Raw genomic sequence first — 19,190 nt, 5'->3', positions numbered from 1 at the left:
CCCGCTGACCTCGGCTACCTCTCGAACATTCGCCCTACACGGGATAGCCTCCGGCCATGGCGAACGGTCAGTGGTACCCCGAGGAGTGGCCCGACCGCATCCGCGCGCTCGCGGACGGCACCCTCACCCCGGTGTCCCCGAGGCGCGCGGCCACGGTGCTGCTCCTGAAGGACACCGCGGCCGGCCCGGTCGTCCACATGCTGCGCAGACGCGCCTCCATGGCCTTCGCCGGAGGCGCGTACGCGTACCCCGGCGGCGGTGTCGACCCGCGCGACGACGACCGCCAGGTCCGCTGGGCGGGCCCCACGCGCGCGTGGTGGGCCGACCGGCTCGGTGTCGACGAGGCCGGCGCCCAGGCGATCGTCTGCGCGGCCGTCCGGGAGACGTACGAGGAGGCGGGCGTCCTGCTCGCCGGACCCGACCCGGACTCCGTCGTCGGCGACACCACCGGGGACGACTGGGAGACCGACCGCGCCGCCCTCGTCGCCCGCGACCTCTCCTTCGCCGAGTTCCTGGACCGCCGCGGCCTGGTGCTGCGTTCCGACCTGCTCGGCGCCTGGACCCGCTGGATCACCCCGGAGTTCGAGTCCCGCCGCTACGACACCTGGTTCTTCGTCGCCGCCCTCCCCGAGGGCCAGCGCACCCGCAACGCCTCCACGGAGGCCGACCGCACGGTGTGGATCCGCCCCGAGGAGGCCGCGGCCGGGTACGACAAGGGCGAGCTGCTGATGATGCCGCCCACCATCTCCACCCTGCGCCAGCTGCTCCCGTACGCCACCGCCGCCGAGGCGCTCGCCGCGGCGCCCGCGCGCGACATGACCCCGGTACTGGCGCGTGCCCGCCTGGAGGGCGGCGAGATCGTGCTGTCCTGGCCGGGGCACGACGAGTTCACCAAGCACATCCCGACCGCCCCGAGCATCGGTGGAGGCCCCGCATGACCGACGCAGCAGCCCTGCCCGGCCAGCCGCGAGGCGGTGTGCTCTCGGGGCCCGCGACCGAACGGGCCGTCAATGTGCTGGCGCCCAACGCCTCCGCGATGACCCTGGACGGCACCAACACCTGGATCGTCGCCGAGCCCGACTCCGAGCTGGCCGTGGTGATCGACCCGGGTCCGCTGGACGACACACACCTGCGCAGCGTCGTCGACACGGCCGAGAGGGCCGGCAAGCGGATCGCCCTCACCCTGCTCACGCACGGCCACCCCGACCACGCCGAGGGCGCCGCCCGCTTCGCCGAGCTGACCGGCACGCGCGTGCGTGCCCTCGACCCGGCGCTGCGGCTGGGTGACGAGGGCCTGGCCGCCGGGGACGTGATCGGCGTCGGCGGCCTGGAGCTGCGGGTCGTACCGACCCCCGGGCACACCGCGGACTCCCTGTGCTTCCATCTCCCGGCCGACCGGGCCGTGCTGACCGGCGACACCATCCTCGGGCGCGGTACGACGGTCGTGGCGCACCCCGACGGCCGCCTGGGCGACTATCTGGACTCCCTGCGCCGCCTGCGGTCCCTGACCGTGGACGACGGCGTGCACACGGTCCTGCCGGGCCACGGGCCGGTCCTGGAGGACGCCCAGGGCGCGGTCGAGTTCTACCTCGCCCACCGTGCCCATCGCCTCGCCCAGGTCGAGACGGCCGTCGAGGACGGCTACCGCACCCCGGCCCAGGTCGTCGCCCATGTGTACGCCGACGTGGACCGCTCCCTGTGGCCGGCGGCCGAGCTGTCCGTGCGGGCGCAGATGGACTACCTCAGCGAGCACGGGCTCATCTAGTCCGGCCGAGGTCCGGTCCGGCCGAGGGTCTAAGGGGCCGGCCGTGGGGCTTTGACGCCGTGCACGCGCGCGTACTCCGCGGCCAGCCAGGGACCCAGGTCGTCCATGTACGACCGCAGGACGTCCGGGTCGCCGACGGGCTCGTAGCCGTACTCCGCCGCCCTGCGCAGTTCGGCGGCCCGCTCGGGGTAGTACGCGCCGAACACCTCGGCCATCTCCCGCAGATCGCTGGTCCAGCCGTTCCAGCGGGGCATGACGAGGGTGAAGCCGGTACGGACCAGGTGCCGGGACATGAAGCGCACCAGGGGCCGCCGGGCCTCCGCACGGTCCGCGGCGGCGGCGATCCGCTCCCGCCAGCGGGGGAGGAGCAGCGCGAGGTCGCCGTTGGTCTCCCGGGCGAGCAGGGAGTCCGGGCGGTAGCGGGGCAGATACTCGGCGAGGTCGTCCCCGAGCAGCGGGGTGCACAGGCAGGCCACGAACCAGCCCAGGTCGTACGTCTCCAGGTCGCTCAGCAGCCGGGCCCGGCCGTACAGCAGCGTGCCCACACCGTCGATCTGTGGAAACTCCTGGTCGAGCGCCTCGCCGAGGGCACGGACGGCCTCCCGGTCGGCGTCGGCGGGCTCCTCGTACAGCGCGACCAGCAGGTCCAGGTCGCTGCGCCCCACGCGCGCGGTGCCGCGCGGGATCGACCCGTAGAGGTAGGCGCTGTGCAGCCGCGTCCCGAAGGCGTCCAGCAGCCGGTCGCGCGCGGCGGCCACGACCGGACGGAACGCGTGCGGCACGCGCGCGAGGGAGCCTTCGCGCTCGATGAAGCCCCGGGCGTCGAGCCCGTGGGGGACGGGGGGTTCGACCATGCGTTCACTGTGCCCTGACGGGCACGGTGAAGCGCCTTGTTTTTCGGTGCCGGTCGGCATCGATCGGCCCGTCCGGCGTCCGGCGTCGAGGCCGTTCGGGCCGAAAGCGGGTGCCTGGGGGCGGCAGCCCCCAGAGACCTCAGCGCGACCGCTTGGCCAACCGCTCGACGTCCAGCAGGATCACGGCCCGCGCCTCCAGGCGGAGCCAGCCACGCTGGGCGAAGTCCGCCAGTGCCTTGTTCACGGTCTCGCGCGAGGCGCCCACCAGCTGGGCCAGCTCCTCCTGCGTGAGGTCGTGGACGACGTGGATGCCCTCCTCGGACTGCACGCCGAAGCGGCGGGAGAGGTCCAGCAGGGCGCGTGCCACACGCCCGGGCACATCGGAGAAGACCAGGTCGGACATGGCGTCGTTGGTCTTACGCAGTCGGCGGGCGACGGCGCGCAGCAGGGCGCCGGCCACCTCGGGGCGCGCGTTCAGCCAGGGCTGGAGGTCGCCGTGACCGAGACCGAGCAGCTTGACCTCGGTCAGCGCGGTCGCGGTCGCCGTGCGCGGGCCCGGGTCGAACAGCGACAGTTCGCCGATCAGCTCGCTGGGGCCGACGACGGCGAGCATGTTCTCGCGGCCGTCGGGGGAAGTGCGGTGCAGCTTCACCTTGCCCTCGGTGACGACGTACAGCCGGTCGCCGGGGTCCCCCTCATGGAACAGCGAGTCGCCGCGTGCGAGGGTCACCTCACTCATGGAGGCGCGAAGCTCCGCGGCCTGCTCGTCGTCGAGAGCCGCGAAGAGCGGGTTGCGCCGCAGAACGTCGTCCACGAGTTCTCTCCTTGTCGACCTGCTCAGGGGATCTTGCTCCCCCTTGGTACCAGGGGACCGTGCTCCCCATTTTGCCGGACGATCCAAACAGTGTGATCTGTCACAAGGATGCCGCACAGGTGTCCCAAGGTAAGCGGCAGGGGTCCAATCGGGGGCTGATCTTCCGGGTCCGGGGCGGATGTCGGTGCCTGGCTTTAGGCTGGCCGGGTGTCCAAAACGCCGGTGAGAGCACAGGCCAAGGGGGCTGGGTGGGTGGTTGTACGTCGGGATTCCGCTGTGGGCGAACAAGGCTCTGGCGGAAATAACAAAAGTATGAGATCAGGACAAAAGGTACCTCTTAAGAAACCGGCTGCCAACGAGTCCCGCACCGCCCTGGTCCGCCGTGCCCGCCGCATCAACCGCGAGCTGGCCGAGGTCTACCCGTACGCCCACCCCGAGCTGGATTTCGAGAACTCCTTCCAGCTGCTGGTCGCCACGGTGCTGTCCGCCCAGACCACCGATCTGCGCGTCAACCAGACCACCCCGGCGCTCTTCGCGAAGTACCCCACCCCCGAGGACCTGGCCGCCGCCAACCCGGAGGAGGTCGAGGAGATCCTGCGCCCCTGCGGCTTCTTCCGGGCCAAGACCCGCTCGGTGATAGGTCTCTCCAAGGCCCTCTCCGAGGACTTCGGCGGTGAGGTCCCCGGAAAGCTGGAGGACCTGGTCAAGCTGCCCGGCGTCGGCCGCAAGACCGCCTTCGTGGTCCTCGGCAACGCCTTCGGGCGCCCGGGAATCACCGTGGACACCCACTTCCAGCGGCTGGTGCGGCGCTGGCAGTGGACCGACGAGACCGACCCCGACAAGATCGAGGCGGCCGTCGGCGCGCTGTTCCCGAAGAGCGACTGGACCGACCTGTCCCACCACGTGATCTGGCACGGCCGCCGCATCTGCCACGCCCGCAAGCCCGCCTGCGGCGCCTGCCCCATCGCCCCGCTCTGCCCGGCCTACGGCGAGGGCGAGACGGACCCGGAGAAGGCGAAGAAGCTCCTGAAGTACGAGAAGGGCGGCTATCCGGGCCAGCGCCTGAACCCGCCGCAGGCCTACCTCGACGCGGGCGGCAGGCCTGCGCCGCCGCTGGGGGCCGGATGACGGAACGATCTCGGGGCTCTGGGGCGTTGGACACGGCAGGACGGGGGTGGCGATGACGTACACGCACGACACGCACAGAGGTCCGGTCGCGCTGAGCAAGGAGGGCCTGCCGGGCTGGCTGGACCCGGTGGTGCGGGCCGTGGAGACGGTCGAGCCGCTCCAGCTCAGCCGCTTCCTGCCGCCGGAGAACGGATCGGGCCGGCAGTCGGCCGTGCTGATCCTGTTCGGCGAGGGCGAGCAAGGCCCCGAGCTGCTGCTCATGGAGCGGGCCGGCTCCCTGCGCTCCCACGCCGGCCAGCCCTCCTTCCCCGGCGGCGCCCTCGACCCGGAGGACGGTGAGGCACACGGTGACGGACCGCTGCACGCAGCGCTGCGCGAGGCCGAGGAGGAGACCGGCCTCGACCCCGCCGGCGTCCAGCTCTTCGGCGTCCTGCCCGCCCTCTACATCCCGGTCAGCGGCTTCGTCGTCACGCCCGTGCTCGGATGGTGGCGCGAGCCCAGCCCGGTCGGCGTCGTCGACCCGAACGAGACCGCCCGCGTCTTCACCGTCCCCGTGGCGGATCTCACGGACCCCGCCAACCGCGCGACCACCGTCCACCCCAGCGGTCACCGGGGTCCGGCATTCCTGGTCGAATCGGCCCTGGTCTGGGGTTTCACCGCTGGAGTGATCGACCGCCTGCTGCACTTCGCGGGCTGGGAGCGCCCTTGGAACAGGGAGAACGAGGTCCCGCTCGACTGGCGGTCATGACAGGGTGTCGTCCGTGAATGTGCTGGACATCTTGTTGCTGGTCGCCGCCGTGTGGTTCGCGGTCGTGGGCTATCGCCAGGGCTTCGTCGTCGGCATCCTGTCGGTGATCGGGTTCCTCGGCGGTGGTCTCGTCGCCGTGTACACACTGCCCGTCATCTGGGACGCCGTGACCGACAACGCGGAGGTCGGCACCACCGCGGCCGTAGTCGCCGTGGTCGTCGTCATCGTCTGCGCCTCCATCGGCCAGGCCCTGACCACCCACCTCGGCAACAAGCTGCGCCGCTACATCACCTGGTCCCCGGCACGCGCCCTGGACGCCACCGGCGGCGCCCTGGTCAACGTCGTCGCCATGCTGCTCGTCGCCTGGCTGATCGGATCCGCGCTCGCCCAGACCACGCTGCCGACCCTGGGCAAGGAGGTCCGCAGCTCCAAGGTGCTCCTGGGGGTGTCGGAGGCGCTGCCCGCCGCGGCCGACACCTGGTTCAAGGACTTCACCTCGGTCCTCGCGCAGAACGGCTTCCCGCAGGTCTTCAGCCCCTTCTCCAACGAGCCGATCAAGGACGTGAAGCCGCCCGACCCGGCCCTGGCGAACAGCTCGGTCGCCACCCGGGCCCAGCGCTCCATCGTCAAGGTCACCGGCACCGCCCAGAGCTGCGGCAAGGTCCTGGAGGGCACCGGCTTCGTCTTCGCCGACCGCCGCGTCATGACCAACGCGCACGTCGTCGGCGGCGTCGACGCGCCCTCCGTGCAGATCGGCGGCGAGGGCCGCAAGTACAGCGCGAAGGTCGTCCTGTACGACTGGAAGCGCGACATCGCCGTCCTCGACGTACCGGACCTGAAGGCGACCGCCCTCCGGTTCACCACCCAGGACGCGGCCGGCGGCGACGGCGCGATCGTCGCCGGCTTCCCGGAGAACGGCTCGTACGACGTCCGTGCCGCGCGCGTGCGCGGGCGCATCACGGCCAACGGCCCGGACATCTACCACCGCGGCACGGTCAGCCGCGACGTCTACTCCCTGTACGCGACCGTCCGCCAGGGCAACTCCGGCGGCCCCCTGCTCACGCCCGACGGCAAGGTGTACGGCGTGGTGTTCGCCAAGTCCCTCGACGACGCCGACACCGGTTACGCGCTCACGGCCGACGAGATCAAGCAGGACGTCAGCCGGGGTCGTGCGGCGAACGAGCAGGTGGGCACCGACAGCTGTGCCCTGTAAGGGTGTTGGGGAAGCGCCCCGCGCGGTTCAGCCGCGCGGGTGACGCAGGCGCACGGAGACCCAGCGGGCCCGGCGGCGCAGGATGCGCGGAATTCCCACCCTGAGGTCCGCCTCCGCGAGCTGCGGAGTGCCTCGCTGTGAGGAGCTCGGCCCAGCGGCCGAGCGGCGGTTGCGGGGTGCGTCACTGTAGTCGTGCGTCCAGCCCATACCCCGACGTCTGCCCCTGCCCCAAGGTCGATAACCGCTTCCGCGCCCCCCAATTGGCCTATGCGGCAGGCATGTGGCCGTTCGAGGGACAACTGTTCAGGAACCGGATACTCCACTCACCGTACCGCTTACCGGTCCGGCTCGGGATCCTTCAGCCAGTTGATGAGTTCCGTGGAGAAAGCCGCCGGATCCTCTTCGTGCGGGAAGTGGCCGAGGCCGTCGAACAGGCGCCAGCGGTACGGGGCTTCGACGTACTCACCCGAGCCGGCCGCGCTGCGTGTCCGGATCACCGGGTCCAGTGAGCCGTGCAGATGGAGCGTCGGCACCCGAACCGGCCGCTTCATCCTGCGGTTGAACTGGATGCCGTCAGGGCGGGCCAGTGAGCGCACCAGCCAGCGGTACGGCTCGATCGCGCAGTGCGCGGTGGACGGGATGCACATGGCCCGCTGGTACGTCTCCACGTCCGCGTCCTCCGGAAGCTGCGGCCCGGACCACTCCCGGATCAGCCGGCCCACCAGCGCACCGTCGTCGGCGGTCAGCTGACGCTCCGGGATCCACGGCCGCTGGAAGCCCCAGATGTAGGAGCCGGCGGCCGTCTGCCGGGCGTCCCGGAGCATCGCGGAGCGCCAGCGCCGGGGGTGCGGCATCGACACGACCGCGAGCCGTCGTACGAGCTTGGGCCGCATCGCCGCCGCCGTCCATGCCAGATAGCCGCCCAGGTCGTGCCCGACCAGCGCGGCGTCCGGCTCGCCGAGCGAGCGGATGACGCCGGTGACGTCCAGGGCGAGGTTGGCCGGGTCGTACCCGCGCGGGGTGCGGTCGCTGCCGCCGACACCGCGCAGGTCCATGGCCACCGCCCGGTACCCCGCGTCGGCGAGCGCGACCAGCTGGTGCCGCCACGTCCACCAGAACTGCGGGAAGCCGTGCAGCAGCAGCACCAGGGGTCCGTCGCCGAGTTCGGCGATGTGGAAGCGCGCGCCGTTGGCGGCGACGTCCCGGTACGTCACCTTCTCCCCGTGGGGGAGGTCGATCCTTACGGCCGATGTCGCGGCGGGCTCCGTCATGACGACGAGCGTGCCACAGCCTCGATGGCCTCGGGCGCCCGGTCCTGCGGCAGCTCGGGGCGCGGGTGCGGCTTGGCGTTCTGCAGGACGCCCGCCGTCTCCTTCATCGACGCGGCGACCGTCTGCGGACCCTGGCTCTTCTTGACCTTCTTCGCGAACATCATGCCGATGAGCGTGAGCAGGCCGGCGACCAGCACGTTCGCCGCGAAGGACAGCAGGAAGCAGACGGCGAGGTTCCAGCCGCTCCAGGTCCGAATGCCGTACGCCAGAGCGAAGTTGAGCATGGGCAGGGAGAACAGCAGCACCATGCCGGCCGCCCCGAACGCGCCACCGCTCGTCGCGCCGCGCTTGACGTCCTGCCTGAGCTGGGCCTTGGCCAGCGCGATCTCGTCGTGCACGAGCGCCGACATTTCGGTCGTCGCCGAGGCGACCAGCTGGCCGATGCTGCGTTCGGCGCCGACCGGGCTGCCGTCGGGTGCGCTCATCGCGTTCTCCCTCTGAAGTCGTATCTGCCGTCTTGATTTGTACCGTCTCGTCAGATCATGCCGGACGACCGTCCTCCTCGCCTGCCCTGCCCGGCACTTCCGCAACCCCGTGGCGCGCCGCGGCGGCCTTCTCGGCGGCGATGCGGCGGTGCTCGGCGGCCTTGCGCTCGAAGATGTCCGCCATCCGCAGGTGGTAGGCCGGGTCGTCCTGCTCGTAGACGTCCGGGATGCCGTCCCGGTCCTCGTCGCGCTCCTCGTCCTCGCACAGCCCGCGGTAGCGGGCGTTGCGTATCTTCAGCAGCACCGTGGCGCACAGGGCGGCGATCAGCGATCCGGTGAGGACGGCCGCCTTCACCTCGTCGGTCAGCAGGGCGTCGCCCGCGAAGGCCAGCTCGCCGATGAGCAGCGAGACGGTGAAGCCGATCCCGGCGAGGGAGGCCACCGCGAAGATGTCGGCCCATTCCAGGTCCTCGCTGAGCTCCGCGTGGGTGAAGCGGGCCGTCAGCCAGGTGCCGCCGAAGATGCCGACCGTCTTGCCCACGACCAGCCCGAGCACCACCCCGAGCGTCTCCGGCTCGGTGAACACATCCGCGAGCGCCCCGCCGGAGACCGCCACCCCGGCGCTGAACAGCGCGAACAGCGGTACGGCGAGCCCGGCCGACAGCGGCCGCACCACATGCTCGATGTGCTCGCCCGGCGAGTGCTCCTCACCCTCACGGGTGGTGCAGCGCAGCATCAGGCCCATCGCCACGCCCGCGATGGTGGCGTGCACGCCGCTGTTGTACATCAGCGCCCAGACGACGACGGCCAGCGGCACGTACACGTACCAGCCGCGTACGCCCTTGCGCAGCAGCAGCCAGAAGACCGCCAGCCCGGCGACGGCTCCGCCGAGCGCCGCGAAGTTGATCCGCTCCGTGAAGAAGATCGCGATGATCAGGATCGCGAACAGGTCGTCGACGACCGCGAGGGTGAGCAGGAAGGCGCGCAGGGCGCTGGGCAGCGAGGTGCCGATGACCGCGAGGACGGCGAGTGCGAAGGCGATGTCGGTGGCGGTGGGCACCGCCCAGCCCTGGGTGGAGCCGTGCCCGGTGAGGTTGGTGAGGGTGTAGACGAGCGCCGGTACGGCCATCCCGCACAGCGCGGCCACCACCGGCAGCACCGCCGCCCTGGGGTCGCGCAGGTCCCCGGCGACCAGCTCTCGCTTGAGCTCGATGCCGGCGACGAAGAAGAAGACGGCGAGGAGGCCGTCGGCGGCCCAGTGGGTCACGGACAGGTTCAGGCCGAGGGCGCTCGGGCCGAAGTGGAAGTGGCTGACCGCCTCGTAGCTGTGGTGCAGCGCGGGGACGTTTGCCCAGATCAGCGCCGTCACCGTGGCGACGAGAAGCAGGACACCGCCGACGGTCTCGGTGCGCAGCGCGTCCGCGACGAAGGTCCGCTCGGGCAGGGACAGACGTCCGAGAGCCTTGCGGGCGGTGTTCGGGGTGCGGGGCGCGGCCACGGCGGGGACCTCCGGGTCGGTGGGCAGGACGGAGCGCTTGCCGACCAGACTTCCCGGCACACCTTGAGGATCGTTTCGCGTTGGAGCTTTGCTTAGTTTACCTAAGGTTGCCGCAGGATGCATCCGGTGATCCGTACGATATGCGCGTTACGCGCAAAAGGGGCGCCCGGCGATGGTCGCCGGGCGCCCCTTCGGTCGTAGGCCCTAGTCCTCGCTCGGCGCCGCCGGGAGCTTGGCCTGGATGAAGTCCATGACCGTGGAGTCGGTCAGCGTGGTGACGTCACCCAGCTGGCGGTTCTCGGCCACGTCCCGCAGGAGTCGGCGCATGATCTTGCCGGAGCGGGTCTTCGGCAGCTCGGCCACCGGCAGGATCCGCTTCGGCTTGGCGATCGGGCCGAGCGTGGCGCCGACGTGGTCGCGCAGCTCGCCGATCAGCTTGTCGTCCTCGGACGCCGTACCGCGCAGGATGACGAAGGCGACGATGGCCTGGCCGGTGGTCTCGTCGGCGGCACCGACGACGGCCGCCTCGGCGACCGACGGGTGCGAGACGAGTGCCGACTCCACCTCGGTGGTGGAGATGTTGTGCCCGGACACCAGCATGACGTCGTCCACCCGGCCCAGCAGCCAGATGTCGCCGTCGTCGTCCTTCTTCGCGCCGTCACCGGCGAAGTACTTGCCCTCGAAGCGCGTCCAGTAGGTGTCGATGAACCGCTGGTCGTCGCCCCAGATGGTGCGCAGCATCGACGGCCACGGCTCGGTGAGGACCAGGTAGCCACCGCCGCCGTTGGGCACCTCGTTCGCCTCGTCGTCGACGACGGTCGCGGAGATGCCGGGCAGCGGGCGCTGCGCCGAACCGGGCTTGGTCTCGGTCACGCCGGGCAGTGGCGAGATCATCATCGCGCCGGTCTCGGTCTGCCACCAGGTGTCCACGACCGGCGTCCGGTCGGCGCCGATGTGCTTGCGGTACCAGACCCACGCCTCGGGGTTGATCGGCTCGCCCACGGAGCCCAGGACCCGCAGGGACGACAGGTCGAACTGCGCGGGGATGTCGTCGCCCCACTTCATGAACGTCCGGATCGCGGTCGGCGCGGTGTAGAGGATCGTGACCCGGTACTTCTCCACGATCTCCCAGAACCGCCCCTGGTGCGGGGTGTCCGGGGTGCCCTCGTACATGACCTGCGTCGCGCCGTTGGCCAGCGGCCCGTACACGATGTACGAGTGCCCGGTGACCCAGCCGACGTCCGCCGTGCACCAGAAGACGTCCGTCTCCGGCTTGAGGTCGAACACCGCGTGGTGCGTGTACGCGGCCTGCGTCAGGTAGCCGCCGGAGGTGTGCAGGATGCCCTTCGGCTTCCCCGTCGTGCCGGAGGTGTACAGGATGAACAGCGGGTGCTCCGCCTCGAACGCCTCCGGGGCGTGCTCGGCGGACTGCCGCTCCACCAGCTCGTGCCACCAGACGTCCCGCTCGGCGTTCCAGGCGACGTCCTGGCCGGTGCGGCGGACGACGAGCACGTGCTCCACGTTGTCCACCCGGTCGATCGCGTCGTCGACGGCCGGCTTGAGCGCGGACGGCTTGCCACGGCGGTAGCCGCCGTCGGAGGTGATGACGACCTTGGCGTCCGCGTCCTGGATCCGGGTGGCGAGCGCGTCGGCCGAGAAGCCGCCGAAGACGACCGAGTGCGCGGCGCCGATGCGGGCGCAGGCCAGCATCGCGATCGCGGTCTCGGGGATCATCGGCATGTAGATCGCGACCCGGTCGCTCTTCCGGACGCCGAGTTCCAGCAGCGCGTTGGCGGCCTTGGAGACCTCGTCCTTCAGCTCCGCGTAGGTGATCGCGCGGCTGTCGCCGGGCTCGCCCTCGAAGTGGATGGCCACCCGGTCCCCGTGCCCGGCCTCGACGTGCCGGTCCACGCAGTTGTACGCGACGTTCAGCTCGCCGTCCTTGAACCACTTCGCGAACGGCGGGTTCGACCAGTCCAGCGTCTCCGACGGTTCCTTGGCCCAGCTCAGCCGGCGGGCCTGCTCGGCCCAGAAGCCGAGCCTGTCAGCCTTGGCCTGCTCGTACGCCTCTGCCGTGACGTTGGCGTGCGCGGCCAGGTCAGCCGGCGGCGCGAAGCGTCGCTCCTCCTTCAAGAGGTTGGCCAGGCTTTCGTTGCTCACGACATCTCCCTTTCCCAGGGTGTCCGTTGTGTCCCAGGCCACAGCTCATCAGACGCGGGGGGCCGATGACAAGAGTCGACGGCAAAATTGGTTTAGACCTGTCTGGGGGTGGCTGGTCACACCGGACTGCGCAGCTCCTCCACTGCGCTCCCGTCGTCTCTCACGTCCTCGAACACCTTCCCGGTTCTGCCGAGCAGATACGCCTGCGCCTCGCCCACGTGGAAGTACATCCCGTGCAGCTCCAGCGCGCCGGCCGCCAGAGCTCGCGCGACCGAGTCGTGGGCCCGCAGATGCTCCAGCTGCTGGACCACGTTGGTCAGGCACAGCTGCTCCACCGCGTCGGCGGGCGCCCGCCCGGCCAGCCGGGGCCGGGCGCGGCGGTCGCCGGCCAGCCGCGCGAGGCTCGGCAGCCCGTGCCTGAGCCACCGCTTCAGCGGGGTCTGCGGCCCGCCGGGCTCGGCGGTCAGCAGCGCCTGCATCGCCCCGCACCCGGAGTGCCCGCACACGGTGATGGACCGGACCCCGAGCACCTCCACCGCGTACTCGATCGCGGCCGCCACCGAGTCGTCTCCGTGTTCCTCGCCCGGCGGCGGCACCAGGTTGCCGACGTTGCGGACGACGAACAGGTCGCCGGGACCACTGGAGGTGATCATCGACGTGACGAGTCGGGAGTCGGCACAGGTGAGGAAGAGCTGCGAGGGCCGCTGCCCCTCCCGTGCCAGCCGCGCCAGCTCCGCCCGCACCAGCGGAGCAGTGTTGCGCTGGAACGAGCTGATGCCACGGGCCAGTTCACGGGCCGCCGGGGCGACGGGGGCCGAGGGGGTTCCGGCGAAGCAGGCCTGGTGATTGCGCCAGGGCGTCCAGGGCCGGCACCGGCACACCGCGGACGGGGCCGGGTCGGCGGTCGTGACTCCGCCGCGTCGGCCCGCCAGCTCCGCGGAACCGCCCCGCGCGGTGTGGGCGCTCTGCCAGTCCTGCAGTGACTCGTACGCCGCGTGGTCCATGAACGACCCGTCCAACTCCACGACGGCGTGGGCGCCTTGGGGTACGAGATGCAGGGCTCTGCTGAGCCGGGGCACCGCGAGGAACGTCAGCTGGCCTCGTACATGTAGGTGATGGACTCCTTCCTTCTCCTCGTGCGTGATACGGGTGCGGGTGAGGCGGTGCAGGGCGAGAGCGACCGCCACGGCGACCCCGAGGGCCACGCCCTCCAGGACGCCCAGGAACACCACGCCGAGTGTGGTGGCGGCGTACACCAGCACTTCGCGGTGGCGGGTCACCGTGCGGATGTGGTGCAGGGACACCATCTGGATGCCGACGGCCATCACCAGGGCGGCGAGCGAGGCGAGCGGGATCTGCTCCAGGAGCGGGATCATCAGCAGCGCGGCGACTACTACGAGAACGCCGTGCAGCATCGTGGAGTTCCGGCTCACGGCACCTGATCTGACATTCGCCGAACTCCGCACGGCCACCCCCGCGACGGGCAGTCCGCCGAGCGCTCCCGAGACGATGTTGGCGGCGCCCTGGCCGAGCAGCTCGCGGTCGAGGTCGGAGCGCCCGACGTGGGTCTGGGGCCCGGACCGGGCGGCGACCAGCTTGTCCACGGCGACCGCGCCGAGCAGTGACTGCACGCTGCACACCAGGGTGGTGGTGAGCACGGCGGCGGCGATGCCGAGCACCGGGCCCTCGGGCAGCCCGGCCAGGGCATGGCTGCTCCAGGACGGCAGGTCGACCCGGGGCAGGGTCAGCCCGGTCAGCGCGGCGGTGGCGGTGGCCCCGGCGACGGCGACCAGGGCGGCCGGGACCCTGCGCAGCAGACGGCCGGCACGGCCGGGGACGCGCGGCCAGGCCAGCAGCAGGGTCAGGGTCAGTGCGCTCATCGACACGGCGGCCGGATGCAGGTCGGCCAACTGGGCGGGCAGGGCACGCAGGTTGGCGAGGACGGAACTGTCGGGGCTGCTGCCGAGGACGATGTGCAGCTGGGCCACGGCGATGGTGACACCGATGCCGGCGAGCATGCCGTGCACCACGGCGGGGCTCACGGCGAGTGCCCCGCGGGCCACGCGCAGGCAGCCGAGGCCCAGTTGGGCGAGCCCGGCGAGGACGGTGATGCCGCAGGTGGCCTGCCAGCCGTAGCGGTGGATCAGGTCGGCGGTGACCACCGTGAGTCCGGCGGCGGGGCCGCTGACCTGCAACGGGCTGCCGCCGAGCCGGCCGGCGACGAGTCCGCCGACGGCGGCGGCGACCAGCCCGGCCTGGAGCGGGGCGCCGGTGGCGAGGGCGATGCCCAGGGACAGGGGAAGGGCGATCAGGAACACCGCGACGCACGCGGACAGATCGGCGCCCTCGACGAGGAAGCGGCGGCGCGGGGCCGGTGGGGGGCTGTGCGGCGGGTGGGGGTGGTGGGCGCGAGGGGGTGCGCAGGCTGACATGGTCCCGTCTCCTCCGGGCGGCGCGGTCGCGGACTGGGGGTGCCCCGTGGGGCCGGGCATGGTCGCGGCCATGGGGTCACGGCGTGCAGCGGCGGGATGAAATCAACGCTTGGTAAATGAACCGTAATACGAAGTAAAGAACTTACATAGCTTTTCGGGGCAAATGGCGCATTAGGTCACTCCAGCGAGTGAAGCGAGCATTTCATCGGCTTGTCGTACTAATTCCTTCTCGGCCTCGTGCGACCTTGGCGGCGCTGTCGGCAGAACCCGGCACATCACCACAGAACGCGCTCGCCAGCGTTTGTCCGAGAGAAGGAAGAAGGTGGGCGGAACATGGCCGCCAACCAGAGGATCGCCGCCGGCGCCATGGCCGCCGCGGCGTGTGCCGCCTCGCTCGCCGGTTGCGCGAGTTCCAGCGGCTCGAAGGAAGGGTCGTCAGGCCCGCAGAAGGGAGCCCCGGCGCCCAACAGCGTGCTCCGTCTGATCGGCGACGGGTCGACCGCGTTCACCGGTGCGCAACCGCACCTGCCCAGCCCCGAGCGACTGAAGCCCGGTCAAAAGCCCCCGCAGTTCGTGGTGTTCTCCTGGGACGGAGCGGGGGAGGACAGCCAGAAGCTGTTCTCCCACTTCCGCAAGGTCGCCAAGGAGAACCACGCGACGATGACGTACTTCCTCAGCGGCGTGTACATGCTGCCGGAGGAGAAGCGTGACCGCTACCGGCCCCCGCAGCACTCGCCGGGCAGCTCGGAGATCGGCTTCAACGACGAGCAGGGCATCGCCGACACCCTCAAGCAGGTGCGGCTGGCCTGGCTGGAGGGCAACGAGATCGGCACCCACTTCAACGGCCACTTCTGCGGCCCCGACGGCGGGGTCGGCGAGTGGTCGGTGAAGGAGTGGAAGAGCGAGATCGCCCAGGCCAAGGAGTTCGTGAAGTCCTGGAAGACCAACACCGCGATGAAGAACGCGGCCCCCCTTCCCTTCGACTACGACAAGGAGCTGATCGGCGCCCGCACCCCCTGCCTGGAAGGGCAGAGGAACTTCACGAAGGCGGCCCGCCAGCTGGGCTTCCGCTACGACTCCAGCGGAGTCAACGACCAGGTCTGGCCCAAGAAGAAGCAGGGCCTGTGGGACGTGTCGATGCAGCTGGTCCCCTTCCCGGGGCACACCTATGAGCAACTGACCATGGACTACAACTTCATGGTCAACCAGTCCGGCACGCAGACCCAGGGCGACCCCGACATGTACGACTACTGGGGCGACCAGATGCGCGACGGCCTGCTCAAGGGCTTCTACCGGGCCTACGACGGCAACCGCGCGCCCCTGATCATCGGCAACCACTTCGAATCCTGGAACGGCGGCACCTACATGCGGGCCGTCGACGAGGTGGTGAAGGAGGTGTGCAACAAGTCCGAGGTGCGCTGCGTCTCCTTCCACCAGCTCGTCGACTGGCTGGACGCCCAGGATCCGCAGACGCTGGCGAAGATGCGCACCCTGGAGGTGGGCCAGGCGCCCCGGCAGGGCTGGGCGTCCTTCCTCTCCGGCCACCAGGCTCCGGCGCCAAAGGGTGTCCCCGGGGCGCCGGCGGTCAAGCAGTAGCCGTCAGACGGGAGTTGCCACGCTCTCGCCGAGCACGAACCCGGGGTCGACCTGCGCTGCCAGGTCGACCCCGGTGCGCTCGCTGCCCCACGACTCGGCGTTCTTCAGGTGGAAGTGCACCATCTGGCGTGTGTAGCGCTCCCAGTCGCGCAGCTCGTACGTGGCGTCGGCGGCGGCCCGGAGGGTGTGCAGGGCACGGCAGTTGGTCTCCTCCAGGAGGTCGAACCGGGGCGGACGGCCCTTCTCCATGGCGCGTACCCAGTCGGAGTGTCCGACCGTCACGAGCAGGTCGTCCCCGACCTCCGCGCGCAGGAAGTCGACGTCGTCCGGTGCCTGGATCTTGTTGCCGACGACCTTCAGGGCGACACCGAAGTCCCGGGCGTACTCCTTGTACTGGCGGTAGACGGAGACCCCCTTCCGGGTCGGCTCGGCGACGAGGAACGTCATGTCGAAGCGGGTGAACATGCCGGACGCGAAGGAGTCCGAACCCGCGGTCATGTCGACCACGACGTACTCGTCGGGGCCGTCGACGAGGTGGTTCAGGAACAGCTCCACCGCTCCCGTCTTGGAGTGGTAGCAGGCGACCCCCAGGTCGGCGTCCGTGAAGGGGCCGGTGACCATCAAACGGGCGGCGCCGCCGTCGAGTTCCACCGGGCGGGCGCAGGCGTCGTACACCGGGTTGGGCTCCCGCACCCGGACCAGCCGTGAGCCCTCGCCGGGCGGGGTCGTCTTGATCATCGTTGCGGCCGAGGCGATGCGCGGGTTGGAGCCGCGCAGGTGGTCCTTGATCAGCGACAGTCGTTCGCCCATGGCGGGCAGCGCGGCCGCCTCCGCCTCCTCGAGGCCGAGCGCGGGGCCGAGGTGCTGGTTGATGTCCGCGTCGATGGCGACCACCGGGGCGCCGGCGGCCACGAGATGGCGGATGAAGAGGGAGGAGAGCGTGGTCTTGCCGCTGCCGCCCTTCCCGACGAAAGCAATTTTCATGTTCACCAAGGGTAGTCAGTTGATAGCTGTATGTGTCAGACGGAGTGAAGAAGACCACTCCTTCGTGGGGCGGAGGGCTCGGGTGCGTAGTGTCGTACTCATGAGTACGACAGGCGCGACCGCCGAACCCCCCCCAAGCTCTCGAATGAGCTCGAACGGGGAGGACCCCCTCGCGGCCCTGGGCTCGCTGTCCGGTGTGGCCGAGTCCGTGGAGTCCGTGCGCAAGGCCGTGGACCGGGTCTACGGGCACCGGGTCATGCGGCGCCGCAGCAACGAGATCACCTCCGAGGCCGCGCTGCGCGGTGCCCGCGGTTCGGCGGCGCTGTCCGGTGCCGACTGGGCCCTGGAAGAGGTGCGGCGGCGCACCGACTTCAGCGTCGACGCCGAGGCGCGCGTCATGGGCGCGGCGCTGCGGCTCACGGCCGAGGCGGGCCAGCTGCTGTCCATCTGGCGGCAGTCGCCCCTCAGGGTGCTGGCCCGGCTGCATCTGGTGGCCGCCGCGGACAAGAGCGACGAGGTCGGACGGCCGCGCCAGGCGGGCGAGCCGGTCGACGAGCCGCTGATCGAGCTGCCACTGCCGGACGCCAAGGAGATGTCCGGACGCCTGGAGGGCCTGGCGGACCTGATCATCGCGGGGACCTCCGCGCCCGCGCTGGTGACGGCCGCCGTGGTGCACGGCGAACTCCTCGCGCTGCGGCCCTTCACCTCGCACAACGGCCTGGTGGCGCGCGCGGCCGAGCGGATCGTCCTGATCGGCAGCGGTCTCGACCCGAAGGCGGTCTGCCCGGCCGAGGTGGGCCACGCCGAACTGGGCCGAGCCTCCTACCTCGCCGCACTGGACGGGTACGTCTCCGGCACCCCCGAGGGCATGGCGGCCTGGATCGCCCACTGCGGCCGGGCGGTCGAGCTGGGCGTGCGCGAGTCCACCGCGGTGTGCGAGGCGCTGCAGCGCGGGGCGGCCTGAGAAATCGTCCCGGACATGGGTTGCGGCGGTACGAGTCCTCGTACCGCCGCTGGCATGTTCACCGGGTTACCAAGCGTCCTCGATATGTCGCCCATCAGGTCGGGAACTTTGCCCGTCACCTGGTGCGGCTGGCCCGTAATCGACGGGTCGACGTCGCGTGGGTGCCCAATGTCCATACGCGGTCCGTGGGGCCAAGTGCGTAGTAGTAGGGGATCCTCTCGGATGTCCTTTGGTCACGCGGGCCGTTGAGTCCTTTGTACTGCAGCCCCGGAGCAAGCGGAACCCCTGCCCGCACTTCTTTACTTTAGGGTTCAAAAGGGGGTGAATCGGGTCAGGATGCGACGCCGCGGCGTCGGCTGGCGTACCAGACGAGGCCGGCGGTGGCGGCCGCCGCTCCTATGGCCGCCGCCGCGACCAGGGCCGGGCGGGGCGGTACGGAGAAGGCGGGCAGCCGCTGCTTGAGCCGGACCGGCCGGCGGAACTCCAGGACTGGCCATCCGCGCGCCACGGCCTCGCGGCGCAGCGCGCGGTCCGGGTTCACGGCGTGCGCGTGCCCGACGGCCTGGAGCATCGGCAGATCGGTCACCGAGTCGCTGTAGGCGTAGCAGCGGTCGAGGTCGTACCCCTCGGACGCGGCCAGTTCCCTGATCGCCTCGGCCTTGGTCGGGCCGTAGGCGTAGTACTCCACCTCGCCGGTGAAGCAGCCGTCGTCGCCGACGACCATGCGCGTGGCCACCACCCGGTCGGCGCCGAGCAGCTCGCCGACCGGCTCGACCACCTCGGCGCCCGACGTGGACACGATGACGACGTCGCGGCCGGCCGTGTGGTGCTCCTCGATGAGGGAGGCGGCCTCGTCGTAGATGATCGGGTCGATCAGGTCGTGCAGGGTCTCGGCGACGATCTCCCGCACCTGTTGGACGTTCCAGCCTCGGCACAGAGAGGCCATGTACTCGCGCATGCGCTCCATCTGGTCGTGGTCGAGGCCGCCGACCAGGAAGACGAACTGGGCGTATGCGGTACGCAGTGCGGCCCTGCGGTTGATCAGGCCACCCTGGTAGAACGACTTGCTGAACGTGAGCGTGCTCGACTTCGCAATGACCGTCTTGTCCAGGTCAAAGAAGGCTGCTGCGCGGGGCAAGGAGTGGTTTTCCACGCCCCTGAGCATAGGCGCCCACCATTCGGCGTAAGGTGGGGCGCGTGGGTTTGCTTGAGAGGGCTCTCGGGTACACCATGGAAGTCACGGATCGTTCGCGACCGTGCTAACCCGGTCCGACTCCT

Annotated in this window: 17 protein-coding genes; 7 read left to right on the top strand and 10 right to left on the bottom strand. The window is 70.8% G+C overall.

What is annotated here, in order from left to right; genetic code table 11:
• The first annotated feature begins 56 nt into the window (after positions 1-56).
• Together ACIRVH_RS36195 and ACIRVH_RS36190 are read left to right on the top strand one after the other, a co-directional pair.
• Positions 57-938, top strand: a complete 882-nt coding sequence (locus ACIRVH_RS36195; RefSeq protein ID WP_403962583.1) for an NUDIX hydrolase — start codon at positions 57-59, stop codon at positions 936-938.
• A complete protein-coding gene (locus tag ACIRVH_RS36190) occupies positions 935-1,765 on the top strand; it encodes an MBL fold metallo-hydrolase (protein WP_403962581.1) in 831 nt (276 codons plus the stop codon). The genes ACIRVH_RS36195 and ACIRVH_RS36190 overlap by 4 nt, the downstream gene beginning before the upstream one ends.
• Positions 1,766-1,794: 29 nt before the next feature.
• Here ACIRVH_RS36190 and ACIRVH_RS36185 read toward each other — a convergent pair whose 3' ends face one another.
• Entirely contained in the window at positions 1,795-2,619 is an 825-nt protein-coding gene (locus ACIRVH_RS36185) for a nucleotidyltransferase domain-containing protein (RefSeq protein WP_403962578.1), read from the bottom strand.
• Positions 2,620-2,758: 139 nt separating this feature from the next.
• Complete coding sequence (locus tag ACIRVH_RS36180) at positions 2,759-3,433, bottom strand: Crp/Fnr family transcriptional regulator (protein WP_023547771.1); 675 nt, start codon at positions 3,431-3,433, stop codon at positions 2,759-2,761.
• 207 nt (positions 3,434-3,640) lie between these two features.
• Here ACIRVH_RS36180 and nth point away from each other — a divergent pair, with 207 nt between their 5' ends.
• From nth to ACIRVH_RS36165, 3 genes are read left to right on the top strand one after another with little or no spacing between them, the layout of a single operon-like run.
• Positions 3,641-4,561, top strand: a complete 921-nt coding sequence (nth, locus tag ACIRVH_RS36175; RefSeq protein WP_403962573.1) for an endonuclease III — start codon at positions 3,641-3,643, stop codon at positions 4,559-4,561.
• 52 nt (positions 4,562-4,613) lie between these two features.
• On the top strand, positions 4,614-5,309 hold the full coding sequence (locus tag ACIRVH_RS36170; RefSeq protein WP_403962570.1) for an NUDIX hydrolase: 696 nt from the start codon (positions 4,614-4,616) through the stop codon (positions 5,307-5,309).
• A 13-nt stretch (positions 5,310-5,322) separates the two neighbouring features.
• Positions 5,323-6,522 (top strand): MarP family serine protease, encoded by a 1,200-nt coding sequence (locus tag ACIRVH_RS36165; protein ID WP_403962567.1) that lies wholly within the window; start codon positions 5,323-5,325, stop codon positions 6,520-6,522.
• Between the two features lie 27 nt (positions 6,523-6,549).
• On the opposite strand, the gene ACIRVH_RS36160 is transcribed toward ACIRVH_RS36165, so the two are convergent.
• The 6 genes from ACIRVH_RS36160 to ACIRVH_RS36135 form a co-directional block, all read right to left on the bottom strand.
• Positions 6,550-6,729, bottom strand: a complete 180-nt coding sequence (locus ACIRVH_RS36160; RefSeq protein ID WP_145887608.1) for a hypothetical protein — start codon at positions 6,727-6,729, stop codon at positions 6,550-6,552.
• A gap of 128 nt (positions 6,730-6,857) precedes the next feature.
• Positions 6,858-7,793, bottom strand: a complete 936-nt coding sequence (locus ACIRVH_RS36155) for an alpha/beta fold hydrolase (protein WP_403962564.1) — start codon at positions 7,791-7,793, stop codon at positions 6,858-6,860.
• Entirely contained in the window at positions 7,790-8,278 is a 489-nt protein-coding gene (locus ACIRVH_RS36150; RefSeq protein ID WP_403962561.1) for a phage holin family protein, read from the bottom strand. Before ACIRVH_RS36150 ends, ACIRVH_RS36155 begins: the two co-directional genes overlap by 4 nt.
• Before the next feature lie 55 nt (positions 8,279-8,333).
• Positions 8,334-9,776 carry a Na+/H+ antiporter NhaA gene (gene nhaA / locus ACIRVH_RS36145; RefSeq protein WP_403962698.1) on the bottom strand — a complete coding sequence of 481 codons (1,443 nt, stop codon included), beginning with the start codon at positions 9,774-9,776 and terminating at the stop codon, positions 8,334-8,336.
• Between the two features lie 204 nt (positions 9,777-9,980).
• The gene (gene acs, locus ACIRVH_RS36140; RefSeq protein ID WP_403962559.1) at positions 9,981-11,936 is read right to left on the bottom strand and encodes an acetate--CoA ligase; all 1,956 of its coding nucleotides are present in this window, start codon (positions 11,934-11,936) and stop codon (positions 9,981-9,983) included.
• 116 nt (positions 11,937-12,052) lie between these two features.
• Positions 12,053-14,368, bottom strand: a complete 2,316-nt coding sequence (locus ACIRVH_RS36135) for a SulP family inorganic anion transporter (protein WP_403962554.1) — start codon at positions 14,366-14,368, stop codon at positions 12,053-12,055.
• 333 nt (positions 14,369-14,701) lie between these two features.
• Between ACIRVH_RS36135 and ACIRVH_RS36130 the strand changes: the two genes are divergently transcribed.
• Positions 14,702-15,964: a hypothetical protein gene (locus ACIRVH_RS36130; protein ID WP_403962551.1), complete on the top strand. Its 1,263-nt coding sequence runs from the start codon at positions 14,702-14,704 to the stop codon at positions 15,962-15,964.
• Positions 15,965-15,967: 3 nt separating this feature from the next.
• Here ACIRVH_RS36130 and ACIRVH_RS36125 read toward each other — a convergent pair whose 3' ends face one another.
• Positions 15,968-16,948, bottom strand: coding sequence for an ATP-binding protein (locus ACIRVH_RS36125; RefSeq protein WP_403962548.1), 981 nt, complete (start codon positions 16,946-16,948; stop codon positions 15,968-15,970).
• 100 nt (positions 16,949-17,048) lie between these two features.
• Here ACIRVH_RS36125 and ACIRVH_RS36120 point away from each other — a divergent pair, with 100 nt between their 5' ends.
• A complete protein-coding gene (locus ACIRVH_RS36120) occupies positions 17,049-17,912 on the top strand; it encodes an oxidoreductase (protein WP_403962546.1) in 864 nt (287 codons plus the stop codon).
• A gap of 331 nt (positions 17,913-18,243) precedes the next feature.
• Here the strand turns inward: ACIRVH_RS36120 and ACIRVH_RS36115 are convergent, their stop codons facing one another.
• Positions 18,244-19,077: an HAD family hydrolase gene (locus ACIRVH_RS36115; protein WP_403962543.1), complete on the bottom strand. Its 834-nt coding sequence runs from the start codon at positions 19,075-19,077 to the stop codon at positions 18,244-18,246.
• Between the last annotated feature and the right edge of the window lie 113 nt (positions 19,078-19,190).

The sequence above is a fragment of the Streptomyces sp. NPDC101165 genome, from assembly GCF_044768135.1.
Lineage (GTDB): Bacteria > Actinomycetota > Actinomycetes > Streptomycetales > Streptomycetaceae > Streptomyces.
The sequence above is the reverse complement of the archived record's forward strand: the minus strand, read 5'-3'. Positions and strand labels throughout refer to the sequence as shown.